Below are 14,579 nucleotides of genomic sequence, written 5' to 3' on the forward strand. Positions count from 1 at the left end.
TTCGTGGCGGTTTATCATGCCTCGAAATGGTGGAGATTCGAGCTTTGGGCGCCCTTGAGGCGCGGGTCGGCGGACTCGCCGCAGACCTCGGGGGGACACGTCAGCGGGCCGTCCTCGCGCGGCTGCTCGCGGCGCGGGGCCGCATGGTGCCGGTGGACCGGCTGATCGAGGACCTGTGGCCTGGGGAGGCGCCGCCGCGGGCCCTGGCGGGGGTGCAGGCGTTCGTGTCGCATCTGCGCCGGGCGCTGGAGCCGGACCGGGCGCCGCGGACGCCGGCGGGGGTGCTGGTGACCCGGGCGCCGGGGTACGCGCTGGCGCTGGACGAGGCCGCCGTCGACGTGTGGCGGTTCGAGGGGCTCGTGGCGCGCGCCGCGGATCCGGCGGAGGCGCGGGCGTGCGCCGAGGCGGCGCTGGCGCTGTGGCGCGGTCCGGCCTACGCGGAGTTCGCCGATCTGCCCTGGGCCGAGGCCGAGGCGGCGCGGCTCGACGCGCTGCGGCTCACCGCGGTCGAACGGCGGGCCGCGGCGATGCTGGACGACGGCTCGGCGGCGCAGGCGCTGCCCGACCTCGAGGCGTACACCGCCGAGCATCCGCTGCGCGAGGAGCTGTGGCGGCTGTTCGCGCTCGGGCTCTACCGGGTGGGCCGCCAGGCCGACGCGCTCGCCGCGCTGCGCAAGGTGCGGACCCTGCTCGACGACGAACTCGGCGTCGATCCCGGCCCGGCGCTCCAGCGGCTGGAGCACGACATCCTCCGGCAGGACGACGGCCTCACGCCCGTCGCGCCGCCGCGGCCTTCGCCTCCCGTTAGGACCGGACTCGCGCCGACCGGGCTTGCGCAGACCGAACTCGCGCAGACCGAACTCGCGCCGACCGGACTCGCGCAGGACGCCTCCGGGCAGGACGGGGTCGAGCCGCTGGTCGGCCGAGAGGACGAGGTCGCCGGGGCGCTGGCGGCCGTCCGGGACGGGCGCAGGATCGTGCTCGTGTCGGGGGAGGCGGGCGCGGGGAAGACGGCGTTCGCGGACCGGATCTGCCGGGAGCTGGAGGGCGAGGGCTGGCGGCGGGCCCAAGGCCGGACGCCCGAGGTGGACGGCGCCCCCGCGGCATGGGCGTGGGCCGAGCTGCTGCGCGCCCTGCACGCGGTCCGGCCGGCGCCGGACGCGCTGGCCCCGATGCTCGACGACGCGGCGCCCGCCCCGCAGGGCGACCCGTCCGTCGCCAGGTTCCGGCTGCACCGGGCCATCGGCGCCTACCTCGCCGAGATCGCCGCCGACGCCCCGCTCGTGGTCGTCCTGGAGGACCTGCACAGGGCCGACACCGAGACCCTGGGCCTGCTCGCGGGGCTGCCCGAGCGGGTGCCCGGCGTCCTGTTCGTCGGCACGTTCCGCTCGACCGAGCCGAGCGAGCCGCTGGCCGACGCGCTCGCCGCGCTGGCCAGGCACGAGCCCGTCCGGGTCGCCCTCGACGGCCTGCGCCCCGACGCCGTCGCCGAGATCGTCGGCAGGGTGTGCCGCAGGGAGGTCGATCCCGGCACGCTCGCCGCGGTCGCCGAGCGCACCGCGGGCAACCCGTTCTTCGTGCGGGAGACCGCCCGCCTCCTCGACGCCGAAGGCCCGGACGCCGCCCTGCGCGAGGTGCCCTCCGGCGTCGGCGACGTGCTGCGCAGGCGGGTCGCGCGGCTGCCCGCCACGGCCGCGACCGTGCTGCGGACCGCCTCGGTGCTGGGCCGCGAGGTGGACGCCGAGGTGCTCATGCGGGTGTGCGCGCTGGAGGAGGACGCCGTCCTCGACGCCCTGGAGGCCGCGCTCATCACCGGTCTGATCACCGAGGACGAGTCGGGCCCGCGCTTCGCGCACGTCCTCGTGCGCGACACCCTCTACGGCGAGCTGTCGCGGCTGCGCAGGGCCCGCGTGCACGGCAGGGTCGCCGACGCGCTGGAGGAGCTGCGGCCCGCCGACAGCGCGGCCCTCGCGCACCACCACCTCGCCGCCGGGACCCGGCTGGACCGGGCCGTCGTGCACGCCTCGCGCGCCGCCGCCGCGGCCGAGACCCGCTTCGCGCACCGCGCGGCGGTCGACCTGTGGGAGAGCGCCCTGGAGGCGCACACCCGGATCGACGGGGACGTCTCGGGCCGGATGGAGCTCATGGCCCGGCTCGTCCGCGCGCTGGTCCTGTCCGGCGACGTGATGAAGGCCAGGATCCGCCGCGAGGAGGCCGTCCCCGCGCTGGCGGAGCTCGCCGGTGCGGGACCCGCCGACGCGGAGCTCGCCGCCCGCGTCCTCACCGCCTTCGACACCCCGATGCTGTGGGCCAACCGGCCTTACGGGCTGCGCGACGACGGCCTCATCGCGACCATGGAGGCGGTGCTCGAACGGCTGCCGCGCGGCGAGACCCGGGCCAGGCTCCTCACCTCGATCGCGCTGGAGCTCGACGGCGACGACTCGGGCCGGGGCGGCCTGGCCGCGGAGGAGGCGGTGGCGCTCGCCCGCGATCTCGGCGGCGGCGAGGTCCTGGTGCACGCGCTGAACGGCCTGTTCAACAACCGGTACCGGGGCGCGGCGGACGTGACCGCGCGCGAGGAGATAGGCCGGGAGATGCTGGCGCTCGCCGAGCGGCACTCGCTCGGCGTGTATGCGGCGCTGAGCCATCTGTCGCTGCACCAGAACGCGTGCTGCCGCCTGGACTTCGCGGCCTCCGCCGAGCTGCACGCGCGGGGCGTGGAGCTGGCCCGCCGCTACGAGCTGCCGCTGCTGCTCAACCTGTCGGCGTGGCGTGGGTGCCTCGTCCTCACCCTCGACGGTCGCTTCGAGGAGGCGGCGGCCCAGGCCGCGGCCGTGGTCCAGGGCATGGCCGGGACCAGCTCCTTCGGCGCGGAGTCGGCCATCGCCTGGTGCGTCCGGTTCGCCGTCATGTTCGCGCAGGACCGGCTGCCCGAACTCGTCGAGGAGTCGGAGCTGCTGTGGCTGAACTGGCCGCACGGCGCGGCCTGCGACGCCTACGCGCTGACGCTCGCGGCCGCGGGCAGGGCCGCCGAGGCCAGGGAGGTCTTCACGCGGATCCCGCCGATCCGCCGCGACTACCTCTTCGACCTGCACATGACGATCCGGGCGCTGGCCGCCGTCGCGGTCGGTGACGCCGAGACGGCGGAGGACGCCTACCGGCTGCTCCTGCCCTACGCGGACGGCTTCGTGGGCACCTTCACCACGGCCGTCGCCATCTGCCCGGTCCCGTGGGTGCTCGGTGAGGCGGCCTCCTTCCTCGGCCTGCCCGAGGCCGAGGGGCACTACGCGCACTCCGCCGAGGTGGCCCGGCGCGCCGGATCGGAGTTCTGGGTCCGGCGCAGTCTGGCCCGCCTGCCCTGAGCCCGCGGCCGCCCCGAGGGCGGCCGCCGCGCCCGGCCGTCGGCTCAGGCGCCGTACACCGCGCGGCTCAGGCGGGTGAAGGACGGGCGGGTGAGCCGCAGGATCAGCCGCATGACGGGCCCGGCCTCCTTCAGCAGGTGGGCGAGCTCGGGCGGCGTGCTGTAGGCGGCGATGAGGGGCACGACCCACTTCATCTGGCCGAACGGCCCCTTGGCGATCTCCTTCTCGCACCGGTCCCAGTCGTCCTTCGAGACATAGCGGCGCAGGACGGGGAAGACCGAGGCCTCCTCCTCGGTGATGTGCTCGTCGAGGAGGTCGCGGAGATCGGCCAGCGCGGTGGCCCTGGCGACGCCGCGGGTCGCCCTGATCCGGTCGAGGCAGGGGTCGATGGCCGCGTGGTCCTCGGTGAGCGGGCCGAGGTCGATCGCGGCTCCGGCGGAGGCGACGAGCACCGGCCAGACGATCGCGTCCTCGCGGGCGTGGTGCGAGTGGATCTCGTGGAGCAGGTGGTCCAGGTGCCGCTGGAGCGCGGCCTCGCGCTCGGCGGGGAACGGCAGGTCCCCCTGCTCGGCCGTCAGGGCGGCGAGCCTGCGCGCCTCGCCGCGCATCGCGCGGTGGATGATCGCGAAGGTGGTCAGGTCTGCTTCCGGCTGCCCGGCGGTGCGGGGCCGCACGGCCGGGGGGCGAATCTCACTGGTCATGGCGCCACTGTCGCCGGGAGCCCTTGCGGGCCTCTTGCCGTGCGCTTGCCGCCCGTCTGCGGGGGCGCTCTCCGCCTCGTCGGAGGGGGTGCGGGAGGGTCGCGGGCCGGGTCCCTGGTCGGGCCATCGGCCCGCATACGGGAGAATCGGAACGTGACCACGCCAGACCAGCCCGACTTCAGATCCGGATTCGCCTGTTTCGTGGGGCGGCCCAACGTGGGCAAGTCGACGCTGATGAACGCGCTGGTGGGCGCGAAGGTGGCGATCACCAGCAATCGGCCGCAGACCACCCGACGGGCGATCCGCGGCATCGTGCACCGCGCCGACGCCCAGCTCGTCATCGTCGACACCCCGGGGCTGCACCGGCCCCGCACCCTGCTGGGCGAGCGGCTGGACAGCCTCGTGCGCGGCACCCTCACCGAGGTCGACGTGATCGGCTTCTGCGTCCCGGCCGACGAGAAGGTCGGCGACGGCGACCGCTACATCGCCAGGGAGCTGGCCCAGATCAAGGGCACCCCGGTCGTGGCGATCGTCACCAAGGCCGACAAGGTCACCCCGCAGCAGCTCGCCGAGCAGCTCATGGCCGTCGACGCGCTCGGCGCCTGGGCCGAGATCGTGCCCGTCTCGTCGTTCGGCGGCGTCGGCGGCTCGTCCGTCCAGCCCTACCAGCTCGACGTGGTCGCCGACGTGATCATCGGCAGGCTGCCCGAGGGCCCGCCGCTCTACCCCGAGGGCGACCTCACCGACGAGCCCGAGCAGATCCTCGCCGCGGAGTTCATCCGCGAGGCGGCGCTGGAAGGCGTCGAGCAGGAGGTGCCGCACTCGATCGCGGTGGTCGTCGACGAGATGGCGCCGCGCTCCGGCAGGTCGGACCTCACCGACATCTACGCGCACGTGTTCGTCGAGCGGCCGAGCCAGAAGGCGATCCTCATCGGCCGCAAGGGCGAGCGGCTGCGCAAGGTCGGCACCCAGGCGCGCAAGCAGATCGAGGCGATGCTGGGCACCCGGGTCTACCTGAACCTCCAGGTCAGCGTGGCCAAGGACTGGCAGCGCAACCCCAAGCAGCTGCGCAGACTCGGCTTCTACGACTGATCGGGCGGCCGCCGAGGGCCGCCGGCGCTACTGGTCCGCCGCCGGACCCGCGGCCGCGTCCGGGACGCCCCCGGTGCGCTCGGTGAGTTCGGGCAGCGGGTCGGCAAGGCGGTAGAGCCCGACCTTGCCGCCCTTGTACCGCCACTCCTCGACCAGGACGAAGCCGTCGGCCGCCAGGGCGGCCCGCTTGGCGGGGGCGGTGGACTTGGAGCCGGGCAGGAACGCCACCCGGTTGTCCACGAGCCAGACCCTGGGCGCCCCGGCCAGCGCCGCGGGGTAGCCGTTCCGGCCCACCTCGCGGCCCTTGAGGTCGCCCGTCCGCCGGGGGGAGACCCGCAGCAGGACGTCGTCCAGGCCCCGCCACGCGTCCCGGTAGGTCGCGAGGACGGGCCGGAAGCGGATGTCGGTGAAGACCACCGCGTCGCCGTCCGCCTTGCGGGCCGAGACGACGTCGGCCAGCGCGCGCAGGTCGTCGACCCTGGCGTCCTGGCGGCGGACGTCGAGCTGGGCGGGCACGGCCGCGGCGACGGCCACGGCGAGCCCGGCCCAGGCCAGTGGCCGCCATGGCAGGAGGTCGAGGCCCGAGGCCACCAGCAGCGCCGCGGCGGGGACGCAGAACAGCAGGTACCGCTGGACGTACAGGGGCGAGACCAGCGAGACCCCGAGGAGCAGGCCGGGCGGGAGCAGCAGCCACGGCAGCGCGACGGGCGCGGCGGGTGAGCGCCGGAAGACCGCGTAGCCGGCCAGGAGGAGCGCGGGCAAGGCGAAGTAGGGCCCCCAGCCGAGCCCTTCGAGCAGGTTGACGATCCCGTTCCAGGTGGGCCGCTCGATCCAGCCGACCTGGTAGCGCTGCCCCGCGGCGGCGTAGCCCAGCACGGACAGCGGCACCATGGCCGCCGCGGTGGAGATCAGGAAGGGCCGCCAGTCCTTGCGGCGGGCCAGGAGATGCGCGGGCAGGATCAGCAGCGCGAACAGGTGGGCCGCGCCCAGGAACACGATGGACAGCGCGTACCAGGCCCAGCCGCGCCTGTCCTCGGCCCGGACCAGCAGCCAGGACGCCAGCGCCGCCAGGGCCATGACGAGGGCGTACTGGCGGGCCTCCTGCGCGTGCCTGGCCACGAACGGGGACGCGGCCACGAGCAGGCCGGCGATCAGTCCCGTCCGGTCCGACACCAGCCGCCTGCCGAGCGCGGCGGTCAGGCCCGCGGCGGCCGCGGCGGCCAGCGCGGACGGAAGGCGCAGCGCGATCACCGAGTCGCCCGCCACCGCGGTCCAGAGCTGCATGACCACGTAGTAGGCGGCGTGGACGGCGTCGATCTCGCCGAGGACGGCGCCGAGCTGCGGCAGCGAGCGGCCCGCGAGGTCCGCGGTGACCGCCTCGTCCCGCCAGAGCGAGGGGGTGCCGAGCGTCCAGAGCGCCGTCGCGAGGCCCGCCAGGGCGGCGAGCGCGGGCACGAGGGCGGGGGAGCGGGGCAGACGGGTGTTCATCGCGCGATGAGGCTACAGCCGACCTGACGTAAAAAACGATCCGTCCTGGTTTTTAGCGGGTTGTCCGGGCCGATCGTGGGCGGGAGCAGGGAGGGAGCGGGGATACCCTTGCGCCCGCACGTCTCTGGCCATATCACCCACATCAGGCCGGATCCCTCTGTACCTTGACTTTCTCGACCCCTTCGAAGGGAGACCCCTATGTTCGTCCTCTTCGGGGTATCGGTCTGCTTCAGGACCGTGGGCGAGGGCATGTTCCACTGCCCGTCCTGCGGCGGCGACCGCCGGTACCGGCGGCGTGCCGGGCGGCGCTATGTGGCGCTGTTCTTCCTCCCCCTGATCCCCCTCGCCCGGCTCGGCCACACCGTGCAGTGCAAGACCTGCGCGACCCGCTTCAACACCGCGGTGCTGCGGATGCCCACCGCGGCCCGGATGGAGGCGGCCCTGCCCGCCGCCGCCCGCGCCGCCTGCTGCCTGGCCCTACTGGCCGGGGACCCCGCCGACACCGTCGCCCGGGTCCGGGCGGTGGACGTCGTGCGCGGCTACGGCGAGGACGCCTACGGCCCCGACGAGCTCGCGGGGGACCTGGACATGCCGGAGTCCTTCCAGCTCGAGGAGATCGCCGCGACGGGCGCCCAGCTCGCGGTCGAGGCCAAGGAGTGGTTCCTGGCCCAGATCGTCAGGGTGGCGCTGTGCACGGGTGAGCTGACCGACGGGCAGCGCGAGGAGCTGCACCGGATCGCCGCGACCCTGGGCCTCAGCCCCGCGCACGGCCTCGGCGTGATCCTCACCACCGAGGGCGCTACGCGATGACCGGGGCCCCTCGGACGGCCCTGGTCCGGGCACCCGGACCGCGGCTGGCCGAGGGCCTGGTCACCCATCTCACCCGCGCGCCGGTCGATCTCGGCCTGGCCCGCGCCCAGCACGACGCCTATGTCGCCGCCCTCGCCGACGCCGGCTTCGCGATCCGCTACGTCGAGCCCGCCGACGACTGCCCGGACGCGGTGTTCGTGGAGGACACCGCGATCGTGTCCGGCGGCCGCGCGATCCTCGCCTCCCCGGGGGCGCCGGAGCGCAGGCCCGAGGTCGCCGGGACCGAACGCGCGCTGCGCGACCTGGGCCTGGAGATCCACGCCCTGGGCGAGGGCTGCACCCTCGACGGTGGCGACGTCCTGCTGGCCGGGGACACCTGGTACGTCGGCAGGTCCGGCCGCACCGACGACGAGGCGCTGTGCCGGTTCGCGCCGCTGATGCCGGGCCGCCGCGTGGTCGGCGTCAAGGTCGGCGGGGTGCTGCACCTCAAGACCGCGATGACGGCGCTGCCCGACGGCAGCCTCATCGGGTCGCCCGAGCACGTCGACACCGCGGGGCTGCCCGGACTGCTCGTCGCGCCGGAGCCCGCGGGCGCCCGGGTGCTGGTCCTCGGCGACGAGCAGGTGATGGTCGCCGCCAGCGCGCCGCGCACCGCGGCCCGCCTGCGCGCCGACGGCTGGCGAGTCACGGTTCTTGACATCGGCCAGTTCGAGGCGCTCGAAGGCAGTGTGACCTGCCTTTCCATCCTCATCTGAAAAGTACCCTTCCAGTATTTCCCGCAGGGTGAGACTCCTCAACGCGCCCGTATTCACCGTTTGTTCACATGGTGGTACTTCGGTAATGCGCAATTAACATACGGACTGGACACGCGAAATACGGCTCGCGGAAGTTGTTCCCGACAAACGACGGGGAACCACGCCCGAGGAGAGCAAGTTGCGCATTACCCCCCTGCGGAAAATGGCGGTCCTGGTGGCCGCCTCCGCACTCGCGCTCACGGCCTGCGGCGGCACCGAAGAGGAGTCCGGCGGCGGAGCGGCGAACGCCAATGAGATCAAGGTCGGCATCCTGCACTCCCTGAGCGGCACCATGGCCATCAGCGAGGTGACGGTGCACAACTCCGAGCTGATGGCGATCGAGGAGATCAACGCCAAGGGCGGCGTGCTCGGCAAGAAGATCGTGCCGGTGGTCGAGGACGGAGCCTCCGACTGGCCGACCTTCGCCGAGAAGGCGCGCAAGCTCATCCGCAGCGACAAGGTCGCCACCGTCTTCGGCGGCTGGACCAGCGCCAGCCGCAAGGCGATGCTGCCGGTCTTCGAGCAGGAGAAGTCGCTGCTCTGGTACCCCGTGCAGTACGAGGGCCTGGAGCAGTCGCCGAACATCTTCTACACGGGCGCCACCACCAACCAGCAGATCATCCCGGGCCTGGACTACCTCAAGTCCGAGGGCAAGAAGAAGATCTTCCTGGTCGGCAGCGACTACGTCTTCCCGCGCACCGCCAACAAGATCATCAAGGCGTACGCCGAGGCCAACGGCATGGAGGTCCTGGGCGAGGAATACACCCCGCTCGGCCACACCGAATACGGCACGCTCGTCTCCAAGGTAATGGCGGCGAAGCCCGACGCCGTTTTCAACACCCTCAACGGTGACAGCAATGTCGCCTTCTTCAAGCAGTTCAAGGCGGCCGGTGGAACTGCGGAGAGCCTGCCGGTCCTTTCTGTGAGCATCGCCGAAGAAGAAGTCGGCGGCATCGGCGTCGACAACATCGTCGGCCAGCCCGTGGCCTGGAACTACTACCAGACCACCGAGGGCGACGTTAACTCCAAGTTCGTCGAGGCGTTCAAGGCCAAGTACGGCTCTGACAAGGTCACCTCCGACCCGATGGAGGCCGGCTACAACGCCGTGTACCTCTGGGCCGCCGCCGTCGAGAAGGCGGGCAGCACCGACGTCGAGGCGGTCAAGAAGGCCGCGGGCGGCATCGTGCTCGACCTGCCCGAGGGCAAGGTCACCATCGACGGGCCCACCCAGCACGTCTACAAGACCGCCCGGATCGGCGTCATCCAGCCGGACGGCCTGATCAAGGAGGTCTGGAACTCCGGCGAGCCGATCCAGCCGGACCCCTACCTCAAGAACTACCCCTGGGCCGCCGGACTCTCCTAGGCCCCGCAGCCAGACCGCATGGACACCGGGGCCACCCCGCGCACCGAGCCTTCGCGGGCCCGGCGGGCGGAGTGGCCCTCCCGCATGCACTGAGCCTCTTGCACCAAGGAAGGGAGGGGAACCATGCTCAGCCAGCTGCCGATCGGCCTCAGTATCGCCGGCGCGCTCCTGCTCATCGCGCTCGGCCTGACGTTCACCTTCGGCCAGATGGGCGTCATCAACATGGCGCACGGCGAGTTCATCATGGCCGGGGCCTACACGGCCTACATGCTCCAGAGCCTCGCCGGCGACCAGGCCGTCGTCGTCGCCCTGCCCGTCGCGTTCGTGATCGCGGGCGTGATGGGCCTGATCCTCGAACGGCTCGCCATCCGCAGGTTCTACGGAAGGCCGCTGGACACCCTGCTGCTCACCTGGGGCGTCAGCCTCGTGCTCCAGCAGGTCGCCCGCGACATCTTCGGCGCCCCCAACGTCAACGTGACCGCGCCGTCCTGGCTGGAGGGGCGGGTGACGCTCGGGGACGTGGCGATCCCCTACACCCGGCTGTTCATCATGGCCCTGGCGGTCGCCTGCGTCGTGGCGATCTGGGCCTACATGAACCGCTCCAAGCAGGGCCGCCGGATGCGCGCGGTCATGCAGAACCGCGAGCTCGCGGCCTGCTCCGGCGTGGTCACCGAGCGGGTCGACCAGATCACCTTCTTCATCGGCTCCGGTCTCGCGGGCGTGGCGGGGGTGGCGCTCACCCTCATCGGCCCGGTCGGCCCGACGCTCGGCACCAACTACATCGTCGACGCGTTCCTCGTCGTCGTCGCGGGCGGCCTCGGCCAGCTGCGCGGCGCGGTGATCGCGGCGGTCGCGCTCGGCCTGCTCCAGTCCTACACCGAGTTCTGGACCGACGCGAGCGCCGCGAAGGTCGTGGTCTTCGCCGCGATCATCGCCTTCCTCCAGGTCCGTCCCCAGGGCCTGTTCGTCCTGCGCTCCCGGGCCCTCACGTGACCGGGACCCCGCGGGGCGCGACCCCGCCCACCGAGCACACCCCGCCGGCCGCGAAGGCCAAGACCGGGAGGTTCGACCCCAAGACGCTGCTCACCGGCCGCCATCGGGGCTACGTCGCCTTCGCCGCGGTCGCGCTGCTGCTGCTCGCGGTCGCGCCCGCCGCGCTCGACCCGTTCCGGCTCAGCCTCCTGGCCAAGTACCTGTGCCTGGCCATCGCCGCCCTCGGCATCGGACTCGCCTGGGGCCAGGGCGGCATGATGACGCTCGGCCAGGGCGTCTTCTTCGGCCTCGGCGGCTACGCCATGGGCATGCACCTGAAGCTCAAGGAGGCGGGCGAGGCGGGCCTGCCGGACTTCATGACCTGGAGCGGCGTGGAGGAGCTGCCCGCCGTCTGGGAGCCCTTCCGCAGCCCGTTCTTCGCGCTGACGATGGTGGTGGTGCTGCCCGTCGTGGTCGCGACCGCGCTCGGCCTGCTGGTCTTCCGCCAGCGGGTGCGCGGCGCCTACTTCGCCATCCTCAGCCAGGCGCTCGCCGCCGCGTTCGTCATCTGGCTGGTCGGCAACCAGGGCCTCACCGGCGGCACCAACGGCCTGACCAACTTCTACGACGTCTTCGGCATGTATCCCGAGGACGACTCCACCAAGGTCACCTTCTACTTCGTCGTCGTCATCGCCGTCGGGGTGCTGTACCTGCTGGCCAGGCAGCTCGTCCGCAGCAGGTTCGGCCGCCTGCTCGTGGCGATCCGCGACGGCGAGGACCGGGTCCGCTTCCTCGGCTACAACCCCGCGACGGTCAAGACGATCACCTTCGCGGTGTCGGCCGCCATGGCGGGCATCGCGGGCGCCCTCTACGTCCCGGTCGTCGGGATCATCTCCCCGGCGCTGCTGGGCGTGGTCCCGTCGATCGAGCTGCTCGTCGCGGTGGCGATCGGCGGCAGGTTCTCGCTCGCGGGCGCGCTGCTCGGCGGCGTCCTCATGAACTGGGCCAAGACGACGCTCTCCGAGAGCTGGCCGGAAGGCTGGATCTACGTCCAGGGCGGCCTGTTCATCCTGGTGATCATGCTCGCGCCCAAGGGCATCGCCGGGCTCGTCCGGCAGGCGGGCGACCTCCGGGCCAAGCGCCGTGCCGCCACGGCCGAGCCCGCGCACCCGGCGGCCGGGCCCGAGGTCAAGAAGGAGGTGCCGGTGTGACCGAGACCGTGCGGGAAGAGGCGCCGACGGCCGGGAAGCCGTCCGGCGGACTGCTGGAGATCCGCGACCTGATGGTCGTCTTCGACGGGTTCAAGGCGATCAACGGGGTCGACCTCACCGTGGGGGAGGGGGAGCTGCGGTTCCTCATCGGCCCCAACGGCGCGGGCAAGACCACGCTGATCGACGTCATCACCGGCCTGACCAAGCCGACCTCCGGGACGGTGACCTTCGCGGGCGCCTCCCTGGTCGGCCGCAAGGAGCACCAGATCGTGCGGATGGGCGTCGGCCGGACGTTCCAGACCTCGGTGGTGTTCGAGGAGCTGTCGGTCCTGGAGAACATCGACCTCGCCGCGACGTTCCGAAACCCCCTGGTCAAGCTGCTGCGGCGGCGCCGGGGCGTCTCGGACGAGGTCGCCGCGGCCCTGGCGACGATCGGCCTCGAGGATCTCGCCGACAAGCCCGCCGGGATCCTGTCGCACGGCCAGCGGCAGTGGCTGGAGATCGGCATGCTCATCGCCCAGGGCCCCAAGCTCCTGCTCCTCGACGAGCCCGTCGCGGGCATGAGCAAGGACGAGCGGGAGCGCACCGGCGAGCTCCTGACGGAGATCGCGCGGGACCACACGGTGATCGTCATCGAGCACGACATGGAGTTCCTGCGCCGCTACGCCTCGACCGTCACCGTGCTGCACGAAGGCTCGGTGCTGGTGGAGGGCGACGTCGCGGCGGTCCAGGCCGACCCCAAGGTCCAGGAGGTCTACCTGGGCCGCAAGAAGGAGGACGCCGCGTGATGCTCGAGGTGGAAGGGCTGGAGGCCGCCTACGGCAGGGCCAGGGTGCTGTTCGGCATCGACTTCGCCGTCGACGCGGGGCAGCTCATGTGCGTGATGGGCCGCAACGGAGTCGGCAAGACGACCCTGCTGAACGCCGTGATGGGCGTGCTGCCGCCGACCGCGGGCAAGGTCGTCTTCGACGGCAGGGACGTCACCCGCATGAAGACCCACGAGCGGGTGCGCCTCGGCATGGGCTACGTCCCCCAGGGCCACGAGACGTTCCCTCAGCTCACCGTGCAGGAGAACCTCCAGGTGACCCTGGAGGCGACCCGGCACGGCGACAGGAAGGCAGTGGACGAGGCGCTGGAGGCGTTCCCCCGGCTCGTTCCCCTGCTGAAGCGCAAGGCGGGCTTCCTGTCGGGCGGCCAGCAGCAGCAGCTCGCCATCGCGCGGGCGCTGGTGACCCGGCCCCGGATGCTGATCCTCGACGAGCCGACCGAGGGCATCCAGCCGAACATCGTGCTGGAGATCGAGGACGCGATCGAGCGGCTGCACGCGAGCGGCCTCGCGATCCTGCTCGTCGAGCAGTACCTGGAGCTCGCGCTGCGGCTGGCGGACCGGTTCGTCATCCTGGAGGGCGGCCTGGTCGTCCACGCGGGCGCGAAGGACGACCTGCGCGACGAGGGCGTCGGCCGGATGCTCGCGGTCTGACCAAGGACGGAAGGCCGGGGCCGTGTTCACCGGGCCCGGTGGCAGGCTCCTGGGGATCCCGGCTTCGCCGGGGAGCCTGCCACCGGGCCGGGAGAACTCCCGTAACCGGCGTTCCGTCCTTGCGCGTCAGTACTTCGCGGCGCCGAGCGACTTCATCAGGTGCGGCCACGCGTTGCGGAACTCGCGGTTCCAGTAGGCCCAGTTGTGCAGGCCGTCGCCGTAGACGTTGGCGGTGTGCGGGATGCCGAGCGCCTTGAGCTTGGCGATGAACGACTTGACCGTCACGCCGACGAGCGCCTCGCCGACCCCGCCGACGACCTGGGACTGGGTGCCGCCGACGACGCCCATGTCGTCGAGGACGTCGCCCCAGGTGGCGTCCAGGGGGCCGGGCTTGCCGGTGGTCCCGGTCGACAGGTACATCCCGACGCCCCGCAGGTTCGGCGCGAGGTAGTACGGGTCGTGCGAGAGCCAGTTGGCCCGGTCGCCGACCGGGTCGCCCCACTTCTGCGCCGCGGTCGCGCCGGTCGACGACGTCATGTCGGCGAGTTCCATCATCGTGGGGATGCCCGGCTTGGTCATGTGCAGGATGCCGCTGAAGGAGGCGGCGTACTTGAACAGCCCCTTGTGCCGGGCGGCGTAGGTGATGGCGCCCTGGCCGCCGGAGGAGATCCCCATGACGGCGCGGCGGGCGCCGCCGCGGTAGTTGCGCTCGATGATCTGGACGACCTCGGCGGTGTGCCAGGTCTCCCAGTTGACGACGCCGCCGCCCTTGGGCCGCAGCCAGTCGGTGAAGCCGGCCGAGACACCGCCCTCGGGCATGACGACCAGGACGTCCCACGCCGCGGCGTAGTCCTTGAGGTCGGTCATGACGTCCCAGCCCTGGTAGTCGCCGCCCTCGCCGCCGCCGCCGTAGACGTAGAGGACGGGCCAGGTGCGCGCGGCGTTCTTGCTCCAGCCGAGCGGGAGGAAGAGCCGGATCTTGCACTGCATGAAGGGGATCGACGGGGTGGCCACGGTGAGGTCGAGCGTTCGCGCCCTGACCTCCTGCTCGCCGACGACGGTCGCGCCGGTGTCGGCGGGGGCCGCGTGTGCCGCACCCGGGCGCACGGCGGTGAGCATGCTGGTGAGCGCGATACCGCCGAGTGCGGTGCGCCTTGTCACGGAATGCACGGATGTGCCCCTCGGGGTGGGCAGAGTCTGGATTTGTTGGACTCTTCGTCTGTTGCGGGGAAACCTAGCGGATCATCCCGCTAACTCGCCACTCATATCACTCTGGGTGACGGTAATGGACGCTTCGTCCCAGCGA

At 72.5% G+C, this 14,579-nt stretch carries 12 protein-coding genes; 9 read left to right on the forward strand and 3 right to left on the reverse strand.

Annotation, left to right across the window (positions count from 1 at the left end; translation table 11 throughout):
• Nucleotides 1-26 precede the first annotated feature (26 nt).
• Nucleotides 27-3,362 carry an ATP-binding protein gene (locus EDD29_RS05675; protein ID WP_123662972.1) on the forward strand — a complete coding sequence of 1,112 codons (3,336 nt, stop codon included), beginning with the start codon at nt 27-29 and terminating at the stop codon, nt 3,360-3,362.
• 44 nt (nt 3,363-3,406) lie between these two features.
• On the opposite strand, the gene EDD29_RS05680 is transcribed toward EDD29_RS05675, so the two are convergent.
• Entirely contained in the window at nt 3,407-4,063 is a 657-nt protein-coding gene (locus EDD29_RS05680) for a hemerythrin domain-containing protein (RefSeq protein WP_123662974.1), read from the reverse strand.
• Between the two features lie 153 nt (nt 4,064-4,216).
• Between EDD29_RS05680 and era the strand changes: the two genes are divergently transcribed.
• Nucleotides 4,217-5,155, forward strand: a complete 939-nt coding sequence (era, locus tag EDD29_RS05685; protein WP_246052535.1) for a GTPase Era — start codon at nt 4,217-4,219, stop codon at nt 5,153-5,155.
• A 27-nt stretch (nt 5,156-5,182) separates the two neighbouring features.
• Here the strand turns inward: era and EDD29_RS05690 are convergent, their stop codons facing one another.
• Nucleotides 5,183-6,643 carry a glycosyltransferase family 39 protein gene (locus EDD29_RS05690; RefSeq protein WP_148085882.1) on the reverse strand — a complete coding sequence of 487 codons (1,461 nt, stop codon included), beginning with the start codon at nt 6,641-6,643 and terminating at the stop codon, nt 5,183-5,185.
• A 198-nt stretch (nt 6,644-6,841) separates the two neighbouring features.
• Between EDD29_RS05690 and EDD29_RS05695 the strand changes: the two genes are divergently transcribed.
• From EDD29_RS05695 to urtE, 7 genes are all read left to right on the forward strand, one after another.
• A complete protein-coding gene (locus tag EDD29_RS05695; protein ID WP_123662978.1) occupies nt 6,842-7,453 on the forward strand; it encodes a hypothetical protein in 612 nt (203 codons plus the stop codon).
• The gene (locus EDD29_RS05700; protein WP_123662980.1) at nt 7,450-8,208 is read left to right on the forward strand and encodes a dimethylarginine dimethylaminohydrolase family protein; all 759 of its coding nucleotides are present in this window, start codon (nt 7,450-7,452) and stop codon (nt 8,206-8,208) included. Before EDD29_RS05695 ends, EDD29_RS05700 begins: the two co-directional genes overlap by 4 nt.
• A 202-nt stretch (nt 8,209-8,410) precedes the next feature.
• Nucleotides 8,411-9,610 carry an urea ABC transporter substrate-binding protein gene (gene urtA / locus EDD29_RS05705; RefSeq protein WP_123662981.1) on the forward strand — a complete coding sequence of 400 codons (1,200 nt, stop codon included), beginning with the start codon at nt 8,411-8,413 and terminating at the stop codon, nt 9,608-9,610.
• Between the two features lie 123 nt (nt 9,611-9,733).
• On the forward strand, nt 9,734-10,603 hold the full coding sequence (urtB, locus tag EDD29_RS05710) for an urea ABC transporter permease subunit UrtB (RefSeq protein ID WP_123662983.1): 870 nt from the start codon (nt 9,734-9,736) through the stop codon (nt 10,601-10,603).
• The gene (urtC, locus tag EDD29_RS05715) at nt 10,600-11,793 is read left to right on the forward strand and encodes an urea ABC transporter permease subunit UrtC (protein WP_342774396.1); all 1,194 of its coding nucleotides are present in this window, start codon (nt 10,600-10,602) and stop codon (nt 11,791-11,793) included. Before urtB ends, urtC begins: the two co-directional genes overlap by 4 nt.
• Nucleotides 11,794-11,864: 71 nt before the next feature.
• A complete protein-coding gene (gene urtD / locus EDD29_RS05720; protein ID WP_246053366.1) occupies nt 11,865-12,581 on the forward strand; it encodes an urea ABC transporter ATP-binding protein UrtD in 717 nt (238 codons plus the stop codon).
• Complete coding sequence (gene urtE, locus EDD29_RS05725; RefSeq protein WP_123662985.1) at nt 12,581-13,273, forward strand: urea ABC transporter ATP-binding subunit UrtE; 693 nt, start codon at nt 12,581-12,583, stop codon at nt 13,271-13,273. The genes urtD and urtE overlap by 1 nt, the downstream gene beginning before the upstream one ends.
• A gap of 126 nt (nt 13,274-13,399) precedes the next feature.
• Here the strand turns inward: urtE and EDD29_RS05730 are convergent, their stop codons facing one another.
• Complete coding sequence (locus EDD29_RS05730; RefSeq protein WP_246052536.1) at nt 13,400-14,443, reverse strand: alpha/beta hydrolase; 1,044 nt, start codon at nt 14,441-14,443, stop codon at nt 13,400-13,402.
• Nucleotides 14,444-14,579: the final 136 nt, after the last annotated feature.

This window comes from Actinocorallia herbida (assembly GCF_003751225.1).
GTDB classification, from domain to species: Bacteria; Actinomycetota; Actinomycetes; order Streptosporangiales; family Streptosporangiaceae; genus Actinocorallia; species Actinocorallia herbida.